The organism is uncultured Flavonifractor sp., from assembly GCF_944383115.1.
In the GTDB taxonomy this organism is placed as follows: Bacteria; Bacillota; Clostridia; order Oscillospirales; family Oscillospiraceae; genus Flavonifractor.
The window spans coordinates 1-20,067 of the sequence record NZ_CALWOJ010000033.1; the positions used below are offsets into that span (position 1 = coordinate 1).

The 20,067-nt window shown below is 57.2% G+C and carries 24 protein-coding genes; 13 read left to right on the forward strand and 11 right to left on the reverse strand.

The genetic code is table 11. From position 1 onward, the window contains the following. Positions 1–129: 129 nt before the first annotated feature. Positions 130–750: a DUF1643 domain-containing protein gene (locus tag Q0K43_RS05355; protein WP_297289530.1), complete on the reverse strand. Its 621-nt coding sequence runs from the start codon at positions 748–750 to the stop codon at positions 130–132. A gap of 87 nt (positions 751–837) precedes the next feature. Here Q0K43_RS05355 and sfsA point away from each other — a divergent pair, with 87 nt between their 5' ends. The 3 genes from sfsA to Q0K43_RS05370 all read left to right on the forward strand — a co-directional run bounded on the left by sfsA (position 838) and on the right by Q0K43_RS05370 (position 3,208). After that, positions 838–1,518, forward strand: a complete 681-nt coding sequence (gene sfsA, locus Q0K43_RS05360) for a DNA/RNA nuclease SfsA (protein ID WP_297289531.1) — start codon at positions 838–840, stop codon at positions 1,516–1,518. 12 nt (positions 1,519–1,530) lie between these two features. Beyond that, positions 1,531–2,238: a GNAT family N-acetyltransferase gene (locus tag Q0K43_RS05365; protein WP_297289532.1), complete on the forward strand. Its 708-nt coding sequence runs from the start codon at positions 1,531–1,533 to the stop codon at positions 2,236–2,238. A 220-nt stretch (positions 2,239–2,458) separates the two neighbouring features. Beyond that, entirely contained in the window at positions 2,459–3,208 is a 750-nt protein-coding gene (locus Q0K43_RS05370; RefSeq protein ID WP_297289533.1) for a PAQR family membrane homeostasis protein TrhA, read from the forward strand. A 166-nt stretch (positions 3,209–3,374) separates the two neighbouring features. On the opposite strand, the gene Q0K43_RS05375 is transcribed toward Q0K43_RS05370, so the two are convergent. Further along, positions 3,375–4,130, reverse strand: coding sequence for a helix-turn-helix domain-containing protein (locus tag Q0K43_RS05375; RefSeq protein WP_297289534.1), 756 nt, complete (start codon positions 4,128–4,130; stop codon positions 3,375–3,377). Between the two features lie 252 nt (positions 4,131–4,382). On the opposite strand from Q0K43_RS05375, the gene Q0K43_RS05380 reads away from it, so the two are divergent. From Q0K43_RS05380 to Q0K43_RS05415, 8 genes are all read left to right on the forward strand, one after another. Further along, positions 4,383–4,607 carry a DUF6514 family protein gene (locus tag Q0K43_RS05380; RefSeq protein ID WP_297289553.1) on the forward strand — a complete coding sequence of 75 codons (225 nt, stop codon included), beginning with the start codon at positions 4,383–4,385 and terminating at the stop codon, positions 4,605–4,607. A 139-nt stretch (positions 4,608–4,746) separates the two neighbouring features. Then, the gene (locus tag Q0K43_RS05385; protein ID WP_297289535.1) at positions 4,747–5,886 is read left to right on the forward strand and encodes an SLC13 family permease; all 1,140 of its coding nucleotides are present in this window, start codon (positions 4,747–4,749) and stop codon (positions 5,884–5,886) included. 199 nt (positions 5,887–6,085) lie between these two features. After that, positions 6,086–7,921 carry a TIGR03960 family B12-binding radical SAM protein gene (locus tag Q0K43_RS05390; RefSeq protein ID WP_297289536.1) on the forward strand — a complete coding sequence of 612 codons (1,836 nt, stop codon included), beginning with the start codon at positions 6,086–6,088 and terminating at the stop codon, positions 7,919–7,921. Further along, positions 7,914–8,573: a TIGR03936 family radical SAM-associated protein gene (locus Q0K43_RS05395; protein WP_297289537.1), complete on the forward strand. Its 660-nt coding sequence runs from the start codon at positions 7,914–7,916 to the stop codon at positions 8,571–8,573. Before Q0K43_RS05390 ends, Q0K43_RS05395 begins: the two co-directional genes overlap by 8 nt. Positions 8,574–8,994: 421 nt before the next feature. After that, a complete protein-coding gene (locus Q0K43_RS05400; RefSeq protein WP_297289538.1) occupies positions 8,995–10,554 on the forward strand; it encodes a WG repeat-containing protein in 1,560 nt (519 codons plus the stop codon). Beyond that, positions 10,538–10,726, forward strand: coding sequence for a hypothetical protein (locus Q0K43_RS05405; protein ID WP_297289539.1), 189 nt, complete (start codon positions 10,538–10,540; stop codon positions 10,724–10,726). The genes Q0K43_RS05400 and Q0K43_RS05405 overlap by 17 nt, the downstream gene beginning before the upstream one ends. 185 nt (positions 10,727–10,911) lie before the next feature. Beyond that, a complete protein-coding gene (locus Q0K43_RS05410; protein WP_297289540.1) occupies positions 10,912–11,277 on the forward strand; it encodes a CidA/LrgA family protein in 366 nt (121 codons plus the stop codon). Further along, positions 11,270–11,950 carry an LrgB family protein gene (locus Q0K43_RS05415; protein ID WP_297289541.1) on the forward strand — a complete coding sequence of 227 codons (681 nt, stop codon included), beginning with the start codon at positions 11,270–11,272 and terminating at the stop codon, positions 11,948–11,950. The genes Q0K43_RS05410 and Q0K43_RS05415 overlap by 8 nt, the downstream gene beginning before the upstream one ends. 33 nt (positions 11,951–11,983) lie before the next feature. Here the strand turns inward: Q0K43_RS05415 and Q0K43_RS05420 are convergent, their stop codons facing one another. The 8 genes from Q0K43_RS05420 to Q0K43_RS05455 form a co-directional block, all read right to left on the reverse strand. After that, entirely contained in the window at positions 11,984–12,568 is a 585-nt protein-coding gene (locus Q0K43_RS05420; RefSeq protein ID WP_297289542.1) for an HdeD family acid-resistance protein, read from the reverse strand. Positions 12,569–12,591: 23 nt separating this feature from the next. Continuing rightward, complete coding sequence (locus Q0K43_RS05425) at positions 12,592–13,077, reverse strand: YbaK/EbsC family protein (protein WP_297289543.1); 486 nt, start codon at positions 13,075–13,077, stop codon at positions 12,592–12,594. A 1-nt stretch (position 13,078) separates the two neighbouring features. Beyond that, complete coding sequence (locus tag Q0K43_RS05430) at positions 13,079–13,474, reverse strand: thioesterase family protein (protein WP_297289544.1); 396 nt, start codon at positions 13,472–13,474, stop codon at positions 13,079–13,081. Between the two features lie 113 nt (positions 13,475–13,587). Next, a complete protein-coding gene (locus Q0K43_RS05435; protein WP_297289545.1) occupies positions 13,588–14,670 on the reverse strand; it encodes an ABC transporter substrate-binding protein in 1,083 nt (360 codons plus the stop codon). A gap of 74 nt (positions 14,671–14,744) precedes the next feature. Then, entirely contained in the window at positions 14,745–15,605 is an 861-nt protein-coding gene (locus Q0K43_RS05440) for an ABC transporter permease (protein ID WP_297289546.1), read from the reverse strand. Further along, a complete protein-coding gene (locus tag Q0K43_RS05445; protein WP_297289547.1) occupies positions 15,602–16,450 on the reverse strand; it encodes an ABC transporter permease in 849 nt (282 codons plus the stop codon). Before Q0K43_RS05445 ends, Q0K43_RS05440 begins: the two co-directional genes overlap by 4 nt. Continuing rightward, positions 16,440–17,609, reverse strand: a complete 1,170-nt coding sequence (locus Q0K43_RS05450) for an ABC transporter ATP-binding protein (RefSeq protein WP_297289548.1) — start codon at positions 17,607–17,609, stop codon at positions 16,440–16,442. Before Q0K43_RS05450 ends, Q0K43_RS05445 begins: the two co-directional genes overlap by 11 nt. A 133-nt stretch (positions 17,610–17,742) precedes the next feature. Continuing rightward, a complete protein-coding gene (locus Q0K43_RS05455; protein ID WP_297289549.1) occupies positions 17,743–17,949 on the reverse strand; it encodes a hypothetical protein in 207 nt (68 codons plus the stop codon). 133 nt (positions 17,950–18,082) lie between these two features. Between Q0K43_RS05455 and Q0K43_RS05460 the strand changes: the two genes are divergently transcribed. Then, positions 18,083–18,307, forward strand: a complete 225-nt coding sequence (locus Q0K43_RS05460; RefSeq protein WP_297289550.1) for a helix-turn-helix transcriptional regulator — start codon at positions 18,083–18,085, stop codon at positions 18,305–18,307. A gap of 73 nt (positions 18,308–18,380) precedes the next feature. Here the strand turns inward: Q0K43_RS05460 and Q0K43_RS05465 are convergent, their stop codons facing one another. Further along, positions 18,381–19,340, reverse strand: a complete 960-nt coding sequence (locus Q0K43_RS05465; RefSeq protein WP_297289551.1) for an RluA family pseudouridine synthase — start codon at positions 19,338–19,340, stop codon at positions 18,381–18,383. A gap of 176 nt (positions 19,341–19,516) precedes the next feature. Here Q0K43_RS05465 and Q0K43_RS05470 point away from each other — a divergent pair, with 176 nt between their 5' ends. Next, positions 19,517–20,017, forward strand: a complete 501-nt coding sequence (locus Q0K43_RS05470; RefSeq protein WP_297289552.1) for a YceD family protein — start codon at positions 19,517–19,519, stop codon at positions 20,015–20,017. Positions 20,018–20,067: the final 50 nt, after the last annotated feature.

A 20,067-nucleotide genomic window follows, 5' to 3' on the forward strand; every position in this document is an offset into this window, starting at 1 on the left:
CGAACACGGAAGTTAAGCTCACCTGCGCCGAAAATACTTGTCTGGAGACGGACCGGGAAGATAGGTAACGCCAACACGAAGAGCGGACAGCTTTGGCTGTCCGCTTTTTGCTTTAAAAATCAGCAGCCGTCATAGACAGCTGCTGATATAGTGATTTACATCAAAGGGATCTAAACTGCTGTCCTTTCGCAGGTATAGAGGATGGTGGGGATGCCCCTTCTTGGAGCGGGCGCCGGCGGAATACCAGCAGGTGCCCAGGTCATTTCCGATCTCCACCATGTCCCGCAGGCAGTCGGCCAGATAGGTACGCTTTTCAATGATCGCGCCCCAGGCGGCCCAAATTGCGGGAGTGCCGGTTTTGGTCTGCTCCAGCGCCCAGCGGAAAGCGGCCATATTTTCCTGATGGAGACAGGGATTACAGATCCCCTCCATATCGTCGGGGCGGGTTGCCCGCTGGGCATATACATTGAACATGATAAAGCTGTCATAGCCGTTGCCAAGGGCGATGCGCTCCACCGATTTCAGGGTGTTGTCCAGGTCATTGGGGGCGGCGGTGGAGGGGTTGATGCCCACACAGATCAGCGGGCGGCTGCCCAGGGTGCCCAGGATGTAACGGTAGTCGCAGTAACGGTTGGGGACGTATAGCCAGCGGTCCACGTCATAATCAGATTGAGGCAGCAGAGCGTTTTCCAAGGCCTGGGAAAAAGACTGAATATCTTGTTGGGCGGTGTCGCAGGCGGGGATGTGCATGGTAAGACCTCCTGAGAAAGAGCGGCTTGTGAGATAAGCCGCTCCATGGTATACTCACCCTATCAGGATACAGGCAGGAGAAACAGAATGCAATACCGAAATGTCAAAAAGGGAATCTTTCGGGCAAGACCCAACCGCTTTATTGCCCATGTGGAGGTAGATGGAGCGGTAGAAGTGGTCCATGTAAAAAATACCGGCCGCTGCCGGGAACTGCTGGTGCCTGGCGCCACGGTCTATCTGGAGGAGAGCGATAACCCTGCCCGCAAGACCAGGTATGATTTGATCGCCGTGGAGAAGGGCCAGCTGTTGGTGAATATGGATGCTCAGGCCCCCAACAAGGTATTTCAGGAGTGGGCAGAGGGAGGCGGCTTTCTGCCCGGGCTTACCCTGCTGCGGCCGGAGACCACCTGGGGCAGCTCCCGGTTCGACTTCTATTGGGAGGCGGGGGAGCGCCGGGGCTTCGTGGAGGTCAAAGGGGTCACCCTGGAGGAGGACGGTCACGCCCGTTTTCCCGACGCCCCTACGGAGCGTGGGGTCAAGCACCTGGAGGAGCTGATCCGCTGCCAGGATGAGGGCTATGAGGCGGCGGTCTGCTTTGTGATCCAGATGGCGGGCATGCAAGATTTTGCTCCCAATGACAAGACCCACCCGGCATTTGGAGCGGCCCTGCGGCGGGCGGCTGCATCAGGTGTAACGGTTCTGGCGCAGGAGTGCGAGGTTGCACCGGATCGCCTGCGTTTGGCGGGACCGGTTTCGGTGCGGTTGTGAAGGAGGAGAAGTATGAGCGCAGGCTATCAGATTTACCCGGGTGAAATTACCGCCAAGGGAAAGGCCTATCTGGTGATTGAGCAATGTCGGGCAGATGAGCTGGACGAGGTGCTTGCCCAGGGAAGAGAAAAACTGCTGAGCATGGGTGCAACTGAACTTTTCGTTACCTCCCGCGATCCCGGCGCTCCACTGGAGGAGGGTGAGCGTGATGGCTATCGGCTGGAATTTGCACGGGATCTGCTGGAACTGCGGCGTGACTTGACCAATTTGTCCGGCAATCCATCGCGGCTGGTTTTGGAACCACTGAGCCGGGAGCGTGGCGGCGCTTGGTTGGCGCTGCATAACGAGTGCTTTTTTGAGATGCCAAATTCCGCTACTTATGGCCCGGCCGATTTGGAGCGGGCGCTGGCGGACGGACACTGCTGTGGATTTGCGGTGATAAACGGCGTAATGGCGGGCGTATACGAACTGGATCTGACGCAGACACCGCCGGAGATCGAGGGGATCGCATTGCATAAAGACCTGCGAGGTCAAGGGCTGGGAAGGGAATTGCTCTATGACGTTATGGCACTGTTGTCCCAAACCGGCTGTCTCAGCTGCAAATTACTGGTGGCCAGCGACAATAAGATCGCCTTTGACCTGTACCGCCATGCCGGGTTTAAAGCTGAACGGCTGCAGAGCAGATGGTTTCGCATGCTGCCAAATATTGCACAATCGTGAAGGGAGCGGACGTATTGATACGTCCGCTCTCTTGCTTTGCAGCCAAGCGGATAGAAATCTTCCAGATGGGAATGATATGGACGCAGTCAACAAAAAGAATGATATAATATTAAAAACTATATTACGCTTTTATATTGACAATATAGAAAGGTTAGGAGTATACTATATAAAAAGAAAGAATATCTCCCATTGGCTTTTGCAGAATGGTAAGGTGAATGACATGAATCAGGAGAATATTTTACGGGGTGATCCTGCCGCTCTTTACTATCATCCAAAGGCACGGCCGGCCAGAAAGATCAAGCAGAAGCGGGACCCATATGATGGCCTGCGGCCCTGGTCGGCCATTACCCATGGAGCTGGCGCGGTGTTGGCGGCGATGGGTACGGCAGTGCTTGTGGCCCGCTGCCTGTTGGAAGAACTGAGTGTCTGGCATCTGATATCCTTTCTCATCTACGGGATCAGCATGGTGGGCCTGTATACGGCTAGCACCTTGTATCACTGTATCAATACCAGCGTGGCCGGGCGTATTGCGCTGCGGAAGTACGACCATGCTTCCATCTACTTTCTGATTGCCGGCAGCTATACCCCTGTATGCCTGGTGGCCCTGCGTGAACTGGGCGGATGGGGCTGGAGTTTGTTTGGCGTGATCTGGGGATTTGCGCTGGCGGGCCTTGTACTCACCCTGGTGTGGATTTCTGCGCCGCGGTGGTTGACATCCAGCATCTACATTGCTATGGGTTGGCTGGCTGTGATTGCGCTGGTGCCGCTGATGCAGGTGCTTCCTCCGCTTGGTATGTTTTGGGTGCTGGGCGGCGGCGTGCTGTACACTGTGGGTGGTGTACTCTATGCCGTCAAGTGGCCTGGACGGAACAATCCGAAATTTGGCTGTCATGAGATTTTTCATCTGTTTATTCTGGCTGGTTCTCTGTTTCACTTTATGTTGATGGAACAGGTTATTGCCGCTCTGTAAAGGTGCCTGCGCGCAACGTGTATAGAATTGGCTGAAGGCGCAAGCATCGGTTCCTTTTGCATATCAAAAACCCCCTGGTGCAGGACTTTGGGTTTCCTGCATCAGGGGGTTTTTGTCTATTATAGGGTTGCTCCCACAACAAATACAACGGGAAGCTAAAAGGTGTTCAGGAAATTTGTTCCCAGCGGCAGCCGCGGGCTTGGCCTGTAATGGCGCCAAGGCACTCCAGATGATCCTCTTGCTTTACCTGGAGGTCCGGAAAAGCCAGACTGGGCGCCAGAAGTCGGGTAACGCCCCGGCGGCGGTACAGCCGCCGGAGCAGTACTTGCTGATTTAAGAGATAGACGCCGTATTCCTGTGCATCGGGCGGGCGCTGGTTACAGAGCAATACCGATCCAGGGGAATAGACCGGTTCCATACTGGCATCATTGAGAAGCACTGCAAAATCGGCTTCCCGGGAAGCTGCATCCACTTCTGGAATTAAAATAGACCTGAGAGGAAGTGCTGCGGAGGAACCAATGGTGTAACAGAACGTGCGCTTGACTGCTACCGTTCCGATGGACTTGACACAAGCGGCGCTCATCAGGGACAGCATGATTCCGGCGGTCCGCCTGCGGCGGGGTTCCATCCGCCGTAACTCCAACAGCAGACGTACTTCTTCCGGGGAGAGCAGGATGACACCGTCCTGGCTATTGGCGGTGACCCAACACTCAGGGGGCAGCTCATCGTCCAGCAAATAGCGTATTGGAACCCGCAGCACCCGCGTAATACGGTCCATAGGTCCAACTGCCGGGTTTTTAGTTTGTCCCGACAGGATCTTGTTCAGCGTGCCCAGAGGTACGCCGGACAGACGGGAGATATCTTCCGACGTGAGATGACGCAGTTTTTTTAAATAGGCCAGTTTTTCCACCATCAGGGACATGGACACACCTCCAATCGAACCGCCAACCGAATGCGGTCAAAAGGGGCCGGCTGGCAGACAAAATGATCCGTGGACATTGACAAACTCTAAAAAATACATTATATAGACTATGCGGAGAGGGAGAGGACAAGATATTGAAGCGAGGGGGAAGGTGAGAGGGAAATTAGCGCGACAAACAGTATAGCACTTAACAGAGGGGAAAAATAGCAAAAACCGTCGTGAAAGAGCGAAATTAAAAACGAAATCAGAGAGATAGAGGAGAAAGAAACCATGAGCAAACACCATATGACGTATCATGTATACCTTGATAGGGGTTCCCACCCCCAGATGTATGGTATCCGGGGACACAATGGGATCTGCGTGGGACGGATCTCCACAGACTTCCAGGAAGTCAATCGGCTGGCGGAGTGCTGCAACAGTGCGGGGCTCTCGCCCATTCATCTTGCCGACGTTGTAGAAGATTTTCGACGCTCTTAAGGGGCGAAAATAGAGTCAGATACTTGACCGGCGCCATGGAATCGGGTAAACTGAAACCTATAAAAGGCGACCGAGCAAGGCAGAGAAAAGCCACCCGGGCGGGTGGCTTTTTCGTTGCGTTCAAAGGAGGAGGGGGAGAATGGAGCAAACGCGGAAAAGGTGTGTTCTGCTCCGTTTCTGGAAGCGGGAACCGGTACTGTGTATTGCCGCAGTCTGCGCGGCCGCTTCCGTTGCACTCAATCCGCCGTCGGCAGATTATCTGAACTATATTGATTGGCGGGTGTTGAGCCTGCTGTTTTGCCTGATGGCTGTGGTGGCGGGACTACAGGAATGCGGCGTGTTTGCCGTATTAGCTCAGCGGTTGTTGGCTGGGGAACGCAGGATGCGCTTTGTAACTTTGTGCCTGGTGTTACTGCCCTTTTTTGTGTCCATGCTGGTGACCAACGACGTGGCCCTCATTACCTTTGTGCCATTTGCGGTGCTGGTGCTGGGCCTGATTGGGCGGACGGAGCGGCTGATCTATATTGTGGTTCTCCAGACCATTGCGGCCAACCTGGGCAGCATGGCCACGCCGGTAGGCAACCCCCAAAATCTGTATCTGTATGCCAATTATGAGCTGTCGGCCGGCCAGTTTTTTGCCACTATGGTGCCGCTTGTGCTGGTCAGTCTGGTGGGACTGGTCATTGCAGCTTTGTGCGTCAAGCCGGAGGGTATCCGGGTCACCTTTTCCGAACAGGCGGTTATCTACCACCCCGGCAGACTGGGCCTGATGACAGGATTGTTTCTCCTGTGCCTGCTGTCAGTGTTCCGGGTACTGCCCTATCCTGCCTTGCTGGCGGTTGTGGTTGCAGGAATGCTGATTTTTGACCGGCCCCTGTTCGGCAAGGTGGATTACGGTCTGTTGGCTACCTTCTTCTGCTTCTTCCTGTTTGCGGGCAATGTTGGCGCCTGCGCCCCTGTACGGGAGACGCTGACGGCGGTTATGGCCCAAAACACCGCCTTGGCCTCTGGCGTCACAAGCCAGATCATCAGCAATGTGCCGGCGGCGGTGCTGTTGTCCAACTTTACCACAGATTGGCACGGCCTGCTCATTGGTACCAACATCGGCGGCTTGGGTACGCCCATCGCATCTCTGGCCAGCCTGATCTCTATGAAAGCCTACTTCAAGTCTCCAGGGGCCCGGGCGGGGCGCTATCTGCTGGTATTTATCCTTGCTAATGTGATTGCCCTTGCTGTTTTGACAGGCAGTGCGATAGGCATTGGGCTGCTGGCAGGCTGAATGGTCGATATTGGCAGAAATATGCCGAGCCAACCGCTTGTATTTATGGAAAGACCATAGTATAATAATAAGCTGCACATTTTGTATATTGCGGCGGGCCGGACGGGACCGGCGGCCGCTTCTGCCGGACCTTCGGGGCCGTACCGAGCGCGGAAGGGCGCTTCCGGCAGTTATTCCATTAGAGAGGGTTCGGCACGACATGAATCATACATTGGAACATATCCTGCCCCGGGTACAGAAGCCTGCCCGTTACACCGGCGGGGAGTATAATGCAGTGGTCAAAGACAGGCGCCAAGTGGATGTGCGTTATGCGCTCTGCTTCCCGGACACTTATGAGATCGGCATGTCCAATCTGGGTATGCGCATCCTCTACGGCGTCATGAATGAGATGGAGGGTGTCTGGTGCGAGCGGGTATTCGCCCCCTGGGGCGACATGGAGGAGGAAATGCGCCGTGAGGGCATTTTACTCTATGGCCTTGAGAGCGGGGACTCCATCGCGGATTTTGACCTGATCGGCTTTTCCCTGGGCTATGAGATGGCCTATACCAATGTACTCAATATGCTGGACCTGGCTGGTCTGCCCCTGCGCTCCGAAGAGCGGTACGGGCTGTCTCCCATCGTGGTGGCGGGAGGTACCTGCGCTTATAATCCGGAGCCTTTGGCCCCCTTTGTAGACATCTTTGTATTGGGCGAAGGGGAGGAAGTGAGCGTGGAGATCATCCAACTCTACCGCAAGGCCCGGGAGGAGTGTTGGAGCAAGGAGGAATTCCTGGCTGCCGCCGCTCAGATCCCCGGCTTGTATGTACCCTCCCTCTATGAGGTGTCCTACCGCCCTGACGGCACCCTGGAGCGGGTGATGCCCAGAGAAGACGCTCCCGCTGTGGTGACTAAGCGGATTGTCCAGGACTTTGACAAGAGTTATTTCCCGGTCAAGACCATCGTACCTTCCACTGAGATCGTCCATGACCGGGTGATGCTGGAGCTGTTCCGGGGCTGCATCCGGGGCTGCCGGTTCTGCCAGGCGGGCTATGCCTATCGCCCGGTGCGCGCCCGGAATCCGGAGACACTCTTGCAGCAGGGCATCGAGGCCTGCAAGGACTCCGGTTATCAGGAGATGACCCTCTCCTCTTTGTCCACCAGTGATTACCGGCCCCTGGAGCATCTGTGCGACGGCCTGCTGGACTGGTGCGAGCCCAACAAGGTATCCCTGTCCCTGCCCTCCCTGCGGGCGGACAACTTCTCTCTGGGCCTGATGGAGCGGGTGCAGCACGTCCGCAAGTCGGGGCTCACCTTTGCGCCCGAGGCGGGTACCCAGCGGCTGCGGGACGCCATCAACAAAAATGTGACCGAGGAGGATTTGCTCCGCTCCTGCCGCACGGCTTTTTCCGGCGGCTGGAGCAGCGTGAAGCTCTATTTCATGCTGGGTCTGCCCACCGAGACCGACGAGGATGTGCTGGGCATCGCCGATCTGGCCGAGAAGGTGTACAAGACCTGGAAGGAGGTCACTCCCAATCCCAAGCGAGGGGTGACCATCACCGTGTCCACTGCCTGGTTCGTACCCAAGCCCCACACCGCTTTCCAGTGGGAGCCTCAGATCACCATGGAGGAATACCAGCGGCGTGTCAAGCTGCTGCGGGAGCATATGAAGGGCCGATCCATCAAGTACAACTGGCACGACTCCCAGACCAGCTTCCTGGAGGCCGTCTTTGCCCGGGGGGACCGGAAGGTAGCCGACGTGATTGAAGCCGCCTGGCGACAGGGCGCCAAGTTTGACGCCTGGAGTGAATATTTTGATTTTGACCGCTGGCAGGCCGCCTTTGAAGCCTGCGGTGTGGACCCGGCCTTCTATGCCAACCGTACACGTGAGAAGGACGAGTTGCTGCCCTGGGATGTGACCAGCGTGGGTGTGACCAAAAACTTCCTGTGGCGGGAGCGGGAGCGGGCCTATGAGGCGGTTATTACCCCCGATTGCCGCGTGCAGTGTACCGGCTGCGGCGCCAACAAGCTCTATCCGGGAGGGAAATGCGATGCATAGACTGGCTTTTTCCAAGGCGGATACCGCCAAATTCATCTCCCACCTGGATCTGATGCGTACCTTCCAGCGGTCCTTCCTGCGGGCGGGTATCCATATCAAACACACCGAGGGCTTTAATCCCCATGCGTTCGTCTCCATCCCCCTGCCCCTGTCTGTGGGCTATTCCAGCAGCTGCGAGGTACTGGAGTGCCAAGTGCTGGACACCCCTCTGGAGGAGGTGCCCCGGCGCATGAATGCCGCCCTGCCTGCCGGTATTACCGTCCAACGCTGCTACGAAGGTGTGCGTCCGGTAAAAGATCTGTATTATGTAAACTATATCGTTACCCTGGAATATGAAGCGGGAGCGCCCTTTGGGGCGGAATCCGCCATCCGGGGCCTGTTGAGCCGGGATAGCCTGGTGATGGAGAAGCGAAGCAAGAAGGCAAAGAGCGGCAAGGTGGAGGTGGATCTGATCCCCCTCATTGCCAAAGCCACCGTGGAGGAACGGCGGGACACCGTTGCCCTGGATCTGATTCTGAAAGCCCAGAACCCGGGCCTGAATCCGGAACTCATCGTGTCGGCCATCCGCACCTATTGTCCTGACGCCGCCCCTGATTACGCTGTGTTTCATCGCCGGGCGGTGCTGGATCAGCAGTTCCAGCCCTGGGAATAACTGCATCATGGGAAATCAACCTTTCGTCCATCCCGTAAGAAGCCTCAAGGGCAGGCAGATGGGCGGGCGGTGAACGACACAGGACCGGGGACCGGCACGAAGCTGGCCCCGGTTTTGTTGTATCCAGCCGCCCGGCGGCCACTTTTAGAATCTGGCAAAACAGGGTTGAAAAAGCCTGTACGGCCTGATATACTGACGTTGTCATTTAAGGAAAAAAGGGGCTTGACAAAGATGTGCCTCACGCGATACACTGACAGCAAGCAAGCAAGCAAGCAAGCAAGCAAGCAAGCAAGCGTAGCTACTTTGTAACTACGCTCTTTTGTCATACTCTGAAACAAAATACGGCGCTTTCCTGCCCATTTTAGGCGGGAGAGCGCCGTTTTTGCGCTTAAATGGCAGAATAGACGAGAGGAGTATTTACATGAGGAAGAAGATTCTGTCCCTGGCGCTGGCCCTGGTAGTGTCCCTGTCTCTGGCCGTGCCCGCATTGGCGGTTTCCGTGACGGAGACCCCGACGGAGTACGGAATACAGTCAGCCTTTTTCAATGGCTTGGCGCCTGTGGAGGATGAGAACGGGAAGTGGGGCTACATCGACACCACCGGAAAACTGGCTATCCCCTTTCAGTATAGTTCTGCATACGCCTTTTCTGAAGGCCTGGCGGCTGTGGAAGATGAGAGCGGGAAGTGGGGCTTTATCGACACCACCGGAAAACTGATCATTCCCTTCCAGTATGATGGGGCAACCCTTTTTTCCGAAGGCCTGGCGGCTGTAGAGGATGAGAACGGGAGGTATGGCTTTATCAACGCTACCGGCAAGCTGGTTATCCCTTGCCAGTATGGTGGTACCCTTGTTGGTGGAATCGGCTTCTTTTCCGAGGGCCTGGCGGCCGTGGCAGATGAGAGCGGGAAGTATGGCTTTATCGACACCACCGGCAAGGTGGCCGTCCCCTTCCAATATCATTGGGTAAGTAACTTTTCTGAAGGTCTGGCGCTTGTGCAGAATGAGAGCGGGAAGTGGGGCTACATCGACACCACCGGAAAAACAGTTATCCCTTTCCAGAATCATGATATGTACAAATTCTCCGATGGTATGGCGTGGGTGATGGATGAGAGCAGGAAGTATGGCTTGATCGATACCACCGGCAAACTGGTCATCCCCTTCCAGTATAATTGGGTAGGTATATTTTCCGAGGGCCTGGCGGCTGTGGAGGGTGAGAACGGGAAGTGGGGCTTTATCGACACCACCGGCAAGCTGGTTATCCCTTTCCAGTATGATGATGCGGCTTACTTTTACAAGGGCCTGGCGTGTGTGCAGAATGAGAGCGGGAAGTGGGGCTTTATCGATACCACCGGTAAGGTAGTCGTTCCCTTCCAGTATGATGAGATCTTTGCACGCCTTATAAGTGTTGAAAGGTTTGATGGCGTTACATTTGCGATAAAGCAAGGCAAGTGGTTCATCCTCAATTTGAACGGCGACGGCCAGCCCTCCGGTTTCACCGACGTGGCTGCCGGAGCGTACTATGCCGACGCCGTGGCCTGGGCCGTGGAGAAGGGTATCACCACCGGCACCGGCAGCAACACCTTCTCCACCGAGATTACCTGCACCACGGCGCAGATTCTGACCTTCCTGTGGCGGGCCAATGGTTCCCCGGCCCCTGCCGGGAGCGACGCTTCTGTTTCAGCCGGGCAGTATTACTCCGACGCCGCCAACTGGGCGTTGGAAAAGGGACTGACCGACAGCTTTACCGCTGACACCCCTTGCACCCGTCTGGCCACTGTCACCTACCTGTGGAAGCTGGCGGGCAGCCCTGCCGTCACGGATGAAAACCCCTTTACCGATGTAACCGGGGACGCCCAGGCTGTGGTTTGGGCCATGAAAGAGGGTATTACCACCGGGAGCAGCACCACCACATTCTCTCCCGACACCATTTGCACCCGGGGGCAGATCGTGACCTTCCTGCACCGTGATCTGGCGGAGTAAACAGCGGCGGGACACCATCGCCCTGGACCTGATCCTGAAGGCCCAGAATCCGGGCCTGAATCCGGAGCTTATCGTGTCGGCCATCCGCACCTACTGCCCCGACGCCGCCCCTGATTACGCTGTGTTTCATCGCCGCGCGGTGCTGGATCAGCAGTTTCAGCTCTGGGAGTAATTCCGTCCAATGAAATGGGAGCGTTGCAGCAAGCTGCAACGCTCCCATTTTTGGCGGAGAAAAGCGGGGCATTTTGGTAGATCTGCGATTGACAAGCGGCAGGCGTGGGACTACAATGGGGCCTGTTGCACGGGTGCGGCAGAGCTGTGCCGGCCCAAAAATCCTTGAGCGAGGCGAATGCGAGAATGAAACTGCTCTGTCAATTCGGCGTGATCTTCGGGGTGTGCTGGGTGAGCCAGATCCTGGAAAGCCTGCTGCCCGTTCCGTTCCCGGCCAGTGTCATCGGCATGGTGCTGCTCTTTGCGCTGCTGGCCACCGGGGTACTGAAGCTGGAGCATGTACGGGAAAAGGCGGACTTCCTGTTGGCCAACATGGCCTTCTTTTTCCTGCCGGCGGGAGTCAACGCGATGAACTACTTTGATCTGCTGGGCAGCGCCCTGGTGCCTCTGCTGGTCATCTGTCTGGCCACCACGGTGCTGGTGTTCGGCGCCACCGCTTTGAGTATCAAGCTGACCCTGCGGCTCATGGGAAGGGGGAAGGGGCATGTCTGAGTGGACCAACTCCCCCTTTTTTGGGGTGGCCGTCAGTGTGGCGGCGTTCTGGATCGGTGTGAAGCTGCAAAAAAAGACCGGGCTGGTGGTGTGCAATCCCCTGCTTGTAGGGGTGATCCTGACGGTAGGTCTGCTGCTGGCCCTGGATATCCCCTATGAACATTATGACCAGGGAGGCAGCCTCATCAACCTCTTTTTGTCTCCCGCCACAGCCTGTCTGGCGGTGGCCATCTACAGCAAGGTGCAGCTGTTGAAGGAAAACTGGCTGCCCATCCTGGTGGGGTGCGTGGTAGGTTCCCTGGTATCCATGGGGAGCGTGCTGGGCCTGTGCCGTCTCTTTGGGCTGGATGAGGCTATGACGGCCTCTCTGCTGCCCAAGTCGGTGACTACCCCCATCGCGGTCAGCGTAGCCCAGGCCCACGGCGGTATCCCCTCCATTACCGTGGTGGCGGTGATCCTCACCGGAATCCTGGGCAGCATTCTGGCACCGCTGCTCATCCGTCTGTTTCGGGTGAAGGACCCCATTGCCGCGGGGCTGTCCATCGGGGCCTGCTCCCACGCCGTAGGTACCTCCAAGGCCCTGGAGCTGGGGGAGACCGAGGGAGCCATGAGCGGCCTGGCCATTGGCGTGTGCGGCCTGGTCACCGTGATCTTCTCCCTTGTGCTGCTGTAAAAAAAGACGTGCTGCATAGCAGCACGTCTTTTTTTACAGATCGATGGGGTCCACATCCACGGGATGGGTCTTGCGGTATTCCTTGGTCCACTGGGACAGCTGGAAGATGGTCCACAGGTCGGAGCCGCCGGCGTACAGCAGTACGATGCCGATGACCCGGAAAAGGGCGGCCTCGGTGAGCAGAGGGTGGAACACGATAAAGATGCCCAGTGCGGCGGAGGCCAGAGAAAGGATCATGTTGATGTTCCAGTGGGCGTAATCCATGCGCTGGAGTTCCATAGTGCGCTTCAGACTGAGCAGACCGTCAATGGCGATATACAGCCCCAGGATCACCGGGATGACCCCCTGGATCAGCGGAGGATAGATGACCATGACGGCGCCTACAGCGGCAGCTACGATACCCAGGAAGAGGCCCAGGAAATCGCCGGCCTTGCGATTTTCGCTGCGGTAGAAGCCGTAGATGGCAAAGACGCCGTAGAGCAGCAGGATGGCGCCGAAGGCATAGCAGATGATATCCATCACAATGGTAGGCCAGATAATGAGTACTACGCCTAAGATCAGATAAAGGATGGACAGGAAAACGAAACTGACGGTCATATTTTTCAGACGTTCTTTCATGAGAAAACCACCTTTCTCAGCTATTACTGGCCGGCGTCCTGCCAGCCCTTGCACACGTCGATCCAGCCGGCGCTGTCCGCCAGCTGGGAGAGTTCCTCGCAGGTGAGCCGGACGGCGGAGGCCGCGTTGCCGGCGGCGGGGTAGACGATGTCGAACCGCTGGAGGGAGACATCCAGATAGGTCACCGTGGCGGGATTTTCGATGGCAAAGGGACACACTCCGCCGATCTGGTGTCCGGTAAAAGTCACCACCTGTTCCGGGTTCAGCATGGTGGCCTTGTGGTGGAACTGGGCCTTGAATTTGGAGTTGTCGATCTTGGCGTCGCCGGCGCAGACGATAAGTACCGCCCCATCCTCATGGAGGAAGGAGAGGGTCTTGGCGATGCGGGCGGGTTCGCAGCCCACGGCCTGGGCGGCCAGTTCCACGGTGGCGCTGGATACGTCAAATTCCCGGATACGGTCCTCATAGCCCCGCTGGCGCAGGTAGGCCCGGCATGTTTCAATGGACATATCACTTGCCCTCTTTCTTTGCTTCGGCCTTGGCCAGGAACCGGTCGGCCTGGATGATGAAACGCTGATGAATCCCTTTGCCAATGGGGCCGGCCTCGTCAAAGGCGGCCACGGTATAGGTGAGCTTGCGGCCCTCCACAGCGGTAAGTTCCGCCTCGGCCCACACCTTCATGCCCACGGGGGTGGCGGTGTCATGGCTGACGTTGAGCAGGGTACCTACGGTGCCCTGCCCCTCTTCCAGCTGGGCCTGCACCGCATTGACGGCGGCGTTCTCCATCAGGGCGATCATGGCGGGGGTTGCAAATACGGGAACCAGGCCGCTGCCGACAGCGGCAGCTGTATTTTCAGAGGTGACCACGGCCTCGGCCCGTCCCTTCATTCCTACAGTAACGGACATCAGAGTTGCTCCTTTTTGTAGAATCATTCTGTGCAAATCTTATTTTACATCAATCCCCACCATAAGGCAAGGAGAAAGCCGCACATTGCTGTGCGGCTTTCCGGAGCAGGTGTTTAGTTGGAGGCCAGCATGAGCCGGGTCCACTCAGAGTCGTAGAGGGCCAGGGTGTTGGCGGGCAGATTCTTGAAGCTCTCGCACTGGTCCAGGATGCTCTGGTCGGGGTAGGCGTAGGGATCGCCGGACACCTCAGGGTCCAGCTCCTCCCGTACGGAGAGCAGGGGGGAGGAGTACCAGATCTCCTCACAGTTCTTCAGCCCGGCCTGGGTGGAACACATATAGTTGATGAAGATCTCGGCGTTTTCCTTGTTCTCGGCGTTCTTGGGGATGCACATGGCGTCCACATACAGGTTGGTACCCTCCTCGGGCAGGCAGAAGGCCAGGTCGGGGTTGACCTCCTGCATGGTAAGGAAGTCACCGTAGTAGTAGGCGCCAATGGCGGCGGAGCCGCCCTGCATCTTCTCGAAGATCTCATCCATGACGTAGGACTGAACCAGGGGCTTCTGCTGGATGAGCAGATCCACGGCCTCCTTGATCTGAGCCTCGTCGGTGGTATTGTAGGAGTAGCCCAGGTACTTCAGGGCCACGCCGATGGCGTCACGGGAGTTGTTGAACATGAGGATCTGGCCGGCGTACTGCTCGTCGAACATGGTGCCCCAGCTGGTGGGGGCCTCATCCACCATAGTGGTGTTGTAGATGATACCCAGCAGGCCCCACATATAGGGTACGCTGTACTGGTTCTCCGGGTCATAGTCCGGATTCTTCAGCGCGGGATCAATGTCCTCAAAATTGGGAATGTTGTCGAAGTTCAAAGGCTCAAGCATATCCTCTTCGATCATACGGGAGATCATATAGTCGGAAGGGATGACCACGTCGTAGCTGGCGCCGTCGTTCCTGAGTACGCCGTACATGGACTCATTGCTCTCATAGGTGTCGTAGTTCACCTTGATGCCGGTCTCAGCGGTGAAGTCCTCCAGAACGGAATCGTCGATATACACGCCCCAGTTGTAGACGTTGACCACGCCCTTGTCGGCGGAGCCGGGATCGTTGGCCTCACCGGAAGCGCCGCCGCCGCAGCCGGCCAGCACCAGGCTGAGGGAGAGTGCGGAGGTGGTCAGAAGTGCGAGAGACTTTTTCAATTTCTTTCTTTATCCCCTTTCGGAAATCAATTTTATAACAGCCCGTCAGGGCATGTTACCGCGGAGCGCGGGCCTTACTGGCCCGGATTGAGTTTGGCTTTCCGCCGCAGGGAGGCAGTTTCCTGCCGGGCCTGCCGGATGTTGACGGTCAACAGCAATGCAAACACACAGATAAACATGAGGGTGGACAAAGCGTTGATCTCGGGGGTCACCGGCTTTTTCACCATCGTGTAGATCTCCACCGCCAGGGTGGTGACGCCGGAGCCCTTGGTGAAGTAGCTGATGACAAAGTCGTCGATGGACATGGTGAAGGCGATGATGAGGCCGTTCAGCACGCCGGGCATGATCTCGGGCAGGATGACCTTGCGGAAGGCGTACCACCCGGAGGCGCCCAGGTCCTGGGCCGCCTCATACACGTTGGGGTCCAGCTGCCGCAGCCGGGGCATCACCGACAAAATGACATAGGGCGCGTTGAAGGTGATGTGGGCGAGCAGCAGGGTGCCGAAGCCGGTACGCCAGCGCACTCCCAGAGCTTCACTGATGAAGCTGCTGTTGAACACGCCGATGGCGAACACGAAGAGCAGCATCATGGACACGCCGGTGATGATGTCCGCGTTGGTCAGGGGAATGTTGTTGATGGACATACACACGCTGCGGGAGCGGCGGCGCATGGAATAGAAGCCGATGGCGGCGGCGGTACCCAAAATGGTGGCGATAAAGGCAGCCAGCACCGACAGGATGATGGTGGTACGCAGGGCCCCCAGCAGACGGGTGTTGTGGAACAGCTCCACATACCAGTCCAGGGAGAAGCCGCCCCACACCCGGTTGCTCTTGGTGGCGTTGAAGGAGAAGATGATGAGCAGGATGATGGGGGCGTACAGGAAGACGTACACCAGCAGGGTAAACACCCGGGAGGGGATACGATGCTTTCTCACAGCACAGCCACCCCCTCTTCTCCTTCGCCGAAGCGGTTCATAATGGCCATCATGACCAGGACGATCACCATCATCACCAGGGCGATGGCGGAACCCAGGTGGGGATTATAGGCGTTGCCCAGGAATTGCATTTCAATGAGGTCGCCCAGCAGCAGGGTTTTGCCGCCGCCCAGCAGACGGGACAGGGCGAAGGTGGACACCGAGGGGATGAACACCATCGTCACGCCGGACAGCACGCCGGGCAGGGACAGGGGGAAGATGACCTTCCGGAACACCATGGAGCTGCTGGCCCCCAGATCCTGAGCGGCCTCAATGACCTTGGGGTCGATCTTGTCAATGACTGAGAAGATGGGCAGCACCATAAAGGGCAGGAAGTTGTACACCATGCCCAGCACGATGGCGCCCTGGGTGTTGATCATGTGGAAGCAGGTAAGGTCGGTGCCGAAGATGGCGTTCCACAGATTGAAAAAGCCGATGGCGGACAAGAACTGGTTGATGAGGCCGTTGTCGTCCAGAATGGTCATCCAGGCGTAGGTCCGCAGCAGGAAGTTCATCCACATGGGCAGCATGATGAGCATCATGGCTACCTTGCGCACCATCAGCTTTTCCCGGGACAGGAAGTAGGCCAGGGGGTAGCCGATGAGAATGCAGATGGCGGTGGCCACGAAGGCCAGGACAAAGGAGTTGCGGAAGGCGGGGACGTAGGTCCCCATGTTGCTGAAGTTATCCAGGGTGACGCTGCCGTCCTGACCGGTGAAGGCAAACACTACCACCAGAATGAGGGGGGCCACTACGAAGATGGCCATCCAAACCACATAGGGCGCGGCCAGCCACTTATTCTTCATCGTCGCGGTCCTCCTCCAGCCGGTCCTCGTTGAGTTCGTCGTACTCGGAGGAGTAGGAACTGTAGTCGCCGAAGGTGCCGGAGTATTGGCTCTTCTTCATGATGTGGAAGCCGTCGGGGTCGATCTTCACCCCAATCTTAGCCCCCACAGGGGAGTAGTCGGTGGTCTGGATCAGCCACTTGAAGCCCCGGAAATCCACAATGATGTCGTAGTGGATGCCCTTGAAGGTGACCTCGGTGACGGTGCCGGTAAGCTGGCCCTCGGCCTCGGGCACAATGTCGATGTCCTCCGGGCGGATGACCACGTCCACCGCCTCGCCGGGGGCGAAGCCCTTGTCCAGGCACTTGAACTTCCGGCCGTACATGCCCACCACATAGTCCTCGTGCATGATGCCGTCAATGATGTTGGACTCGCCGATGAAGTCGGCCACGAAGGCGTTCTTGGGCTCGTTATAGATATCCTCGGGGGTGCCGATCTGCTGGATCTTGCCCTCGTTCATCACCACGATGGTGTCCGACATGGTGAGGGCCTCTTCCTGATCGTGGGTGACGTAGATGAAGGTGATGCCCACCTGCTGCTGGATCTTTTTCAGTTCGATCTGCATGTCCTTGCGCAGCTTCAGGTCCAGGGCGCCCAGAGGCTCGTCCAGCAGCAGGACCTGGGGCCGGTTGACGATGGCCCGGGCGATAGCCACCCGCTGCTGCTGGCCGCCGGAGAGGGAGTTCACCGACCGCTTGCCGTAGCCGGCCAGGTTGACCAGGGCCAGGGCCTCTTCCACCCGCTGCTTGATCTCGGATTCCGGCACCTTGATGAACTTGCCGGGGTTTTTGGGGTCGGGCACTTTGTTCACCCGCAGGCCGAAGGCCACGTTCTCAAAGATATTCATGTGGGTGAACAGGGCATATTTCTGAAAGACGGTGTTGACCTTCCGCTTATGGGGGGGAACGTCATTAATCCTCACGCCGTCAAAATACACGTCGCCGGAGGTAGGCTTCTGAAAGCCGCCGATGATACGAAGCGTCGTGGTTTTGCCGCACCCGGAAGGACCGAGCAGCGTGAGGAACTCCTTGTCGTTGATATAAAGGTTGATGTGGTCCAGAATGACGTCGTCGTCAAATTTCATGAAGCAATCCGACAGGCGGATCAGTTCCTTGGACATGTATCCTCCCCCATTTCCAAACGGTAGTAAAGGGCGTACCCAAACCGGCGGTTGGGTACGCCCTTATGACGAAACAAATATATATGGAATTGCGAAAAATGTCAATAATAAAACCGCTTTTTTTTCGGGTATTTTACCGCTCCGGCTTCCGGGAGACGGAGGACGGGCAGGGGGGCAGCAGCTCGTAGATCCGTTCCGACTGGGGCGGAGCCCCGCCGGCGGCCTGCCAGCCGGCGGAGAAGGCGATGCGTACCATAGCGAACAGGGCGTTTTCCGCCTCGTCATACTCGTGCCGGTCCAGGAAATCGGCAAAGCATTTTTCAAACTCGTTGGAGTACATATCCATCACCTCAATGGATATAATAACATACTCAGTGATAAAATACAACATAATACGGTGTATAAAGGATATGTGAAGTTGCCTACAAAAAAGAATGCTCTCGCTACACTTTAAATAAAAGGAGCGAGAGCGTATGGATGCAAAACACTATAAGATGTTTGTCCAAATCGGGTTAAATATCATGTATTACCGAAAAGAACGAGGATGGACACAAATGGACTTGGCGGAGGCTGTTAATCTGAGCCGGAATCATATGCAGAGGATCGAGGCAGCTACAGCAGCGCCGAGTTTGTCCAAGTTACTGGACATCGCCGATGCCCTGGGCGTGCCGGTACAGAAGCTGTTCGACGCTCGGTGAACGGGCCGATGTAGGCATCGGCCCCTACGGGATACGGAGGTTGTAGGGGCGGATGCCCACATCCGCCCGTCGGTTATCCCGGAAAATATTCCGCCACAAAGTCCACGTTTTCCACCGTGAACACCTTACCCCTCAAATACTCCAGAAGCCCGGCGTCGGTGGGGAAGGTGAACTCCAGCTTGTAGGAGTATAGGGCCTGGAAGGAGCGGCCGTACTGCTTGTTGTCCCGCTCACGGCCGTACTTGCCATCCCCCAGCAGCGGGTGGCCGGCGGCGGCGAACTGGGCCCGGATCTGATGGGTGCGGCCGGTCAAAAGTTCGCACTCCACCAGGGACAGGCCACGGTTGACTTTTAAAGTCTTATATAAGGTAGCGGCGCTCTTGCCGCCGGGTACCGGGCGGGAGAATACCTTCACCTGGGCCTTGTCCTCGTCCTTGAGGAGGAAGCCCTCCAGCTTGCCCTGGGGCGGATTCATTTTCCCGTGGATAATGGCCAGGTAGAACTTGGCGATCTCCCGGTCGCGGATCTTCTGGTTGAGGATGCGCAGGGTCTCGGCGTTCTTGGCCGCCATGACGATGCCGCCGGTGTTCCGGTCGATGCGGTTGCACAGGGCGGGGGTGAAGGAATGCTCGTCCCTGGGGTTCCACTCCTTCTTCTGATAGAGGTGGGCCTGGATGTGGGTGATCAGAGTGTTGACCTTCTCGTGTTCGTCGGCGTGGCACAGCAGGCCGGGCCGCTTGTTGAGGAGCATCAGGTTCTCATCCTCATACACGATGTCCAGTTTGGGCTTGAACACCGCCAGAAAGGCGTTGTCCTCCCGGGGCTGGTCAAAGAACTCGTCGTTGATGTATAATTGTAACAGGTCGCCCACCTGGAGGCGCACATCCCGGGCGGAACCCTTGCCGTTGACCTTCACCCGCTTGAGGCGGATGTATTTTTGGGCCAGGGGTGCGGGGAGGAGGGGCAGGGTCTTGCCCAGCCACCGGTCCAGCCGCTGCCCGGCGTCATTTTTTCCAATGGTGAATTCCCGCATAGCGACCTCCAGAGCGTCAGATTCAGGCAGACTTTATTATACTGAACGGATTGCCGGGACGCAAGAGGGGCGCACGTTACAGCCGGAAAAAGTGGCAGAAAAAAGTGCAAAAAAAGATTTGACAACGGCGCGTATTTTCGCTATAATATTCCGCGTACCGTTATGAGGAGGGCATTATGCGCTTAAATCTGAAGGAGATACTTCATGTGCCGGGCGCGGCCCTGCCATTTCAGTGTCAGCTGGATCTGTCCGACCTGGATTTTTACGGGGAGAAGCCCTTCGCTCACCCTGTAACGATCAGCGGTACCGTACGCAACATGGCGGACGCCCTGCTGCTGGAGGGAGCCGCGGATACCACCCTGGAACTGGTGTGCGACCGCTGCCTCAAGAGCTTTCAGCAGGCGCTGCACCTGCCCGTCAGCACCCTGCTGGCTGAGACGCTGGAGGACGAGGAGAACGACGAGATCGTGCTTCTGGAGGACGGCTGTCTGGATCTGGACGAGGTGTTTACCACCGCCCTGGTGCTTTCAATGGATTCCAAGCACCTGTGTTCGGAGGACTGCAAGGGCCTGTGCGCCACCTGCGGCGCCGACCTGAACCAGGGCCCCTGCGGATGCAGGAAAGAGATCGATCCACGTTTGGCTGCTCTCGCGCAGCTGTTGGATAAAGATGAGTAAGATTTGCCCGGCCAGGGCATGAACCTAAGGAGGTGTCATAGATGGCAGTC

Bases quoted from the DNA above. Each gene is read 5' to 3' on its own strand.
- Q0K43_RS05460 (WP_297289550.1), top strand. From the start codon at position 18,083: ATGGATGCAAAACACTATAAGATGTTTGTCCAAATCGGGTTAAATATC.
- Q0K43_RS05470 (WP_297289552.1), top strand. From the start codon at position 19,517: ATGCGCTTAAATCTGAAGGAGATACTTCATGTGCCGGGCGCGGCCCTG.
- Q0K43_RS05415 (WP_297289541.1), top strand. From the start codon at position 11,270: ATGTCTGAGTGGACCAACTCCCCCTTTTTTGGGGTGGCCGTCAGTGTG.
- Q0K43_RS05410 (WP_297289540.1), top strand. From the start codon at position 10,912: ATGAAACTGCTCTGTCAATTCGGCGTGATCTTCGGGGTGTGCTGGGTG.
- Q0K43_RS05450 (WP_297289548.1), bottom strand. From the start codon at position 17,609: ATGTCCAAGGAACTGATCCGCCTGTCGGATTGCTTCATGAAATTTGAC.
- sfsA (WP_297289531.1), top strand. From the start codon at position 838: ATGCAATACCGAAATGTCAAAAAGGGAATCTTTCGGGCAAGACCCAAC.
- Q0K43_RS05400 (WP_297289538.1), top strand. From the start codon at position 8,995: ATGAGGAAGAAGATTCTGTCCCTGGCGCTGGCCCTGGTAGTGTCCCTG.
- Q0K43_RS05370 (WP_297289533.1), top strand. From the start codon at position 2,459: ATGAATCAGGAGAATATTTTACGGGGTGATCCTGCCGCTCTTTACTAT.
- Q0K43_RS05355 (WP_297289530.1), bottom strand. From the start codon at position 750: ATGCACATCCCCGCCTGCGACACCGCCCAACAAGATATTCAGTCTTTT.
- Q0K43_RS05455 (WP_297289549.1), bottom strand. From the start codon at position 17,949: ATGTACTCCAACGAGTTTGAAAAATGCTTTGCCGATTTCCTGGACCGG.
- Q0K43_RS05430 (WP_297289544.1), bottom strand. From the start codon at position 13,474: ATGTCCGTTACTGTAGGAATGAAGGGACGGGCCGAGGCCGTGGTCACC.
- Q0K43_RS05420 (WP_297289542.1), bottom strand. From the start codon at position 12,568: ATGAAAGAACGTCTGAAAAATATGACCGTCAGTTTCGTTTTCCTGTCC.
- Q0K43_RS05390 (WP_297289536.1), top strand. From the start codon at position 6,086: ATGAATCATACATTGGAACATATCCTGCCCCGGGTACAGAAGCCTGCC.
- Q0K43_RS05395 (WP_297289537.1), top strand. From the start codon at position 7,914: ATGCATAGACTGGCTTTTTCCAAGGCGGATACCGCCAAATTCATCTCC.
- Q0K43_RS05465 (WP_297289551.1), bottom strand. From the start codon at position 19,340: ATGCGGGAATTCACCATTGGAAAAAATGACGCCGGGCAGCGGCTGGAC.
- Q0K43_RS05425 (WP_297289543.1), bottom strand. From the start codon at position 13,077: ATGTCCATTGAAACATGCCGGGCCTACCTGCGCCAGCGGGGCTATGAG.
- Q0K43_RS05445 (WP_297289547.1), bottom strand. From the start codon at position 16,450: ATGAAGAATAAGTGGCTGGCCGCGCCCTATGTGGTTTGGATGGCCATC.
- Q0K43_RS05365 (WP_297289532.1), top strand. From the start codon at position 1,531: ATGAGCGCAGGCTATCAGATTTACCCGGGTGAAATTACCGCCAAGGGA.
- Q0K43_RS05385 (WP_297289535.1), top strand. From the start codon at position 4,747: ATGGAGCAAACGCGGAAAAGGTGTGTTCTGCTCCGTTTCTGGAAGCGG.
- Q0K43_RS05375 (WP_297289534.1), bottom strand. From the start codon at position 4,130: ATGTCCCTGATGGTGGAAAAACTGGCCTATTTAAAAAAACTGCGTCAT.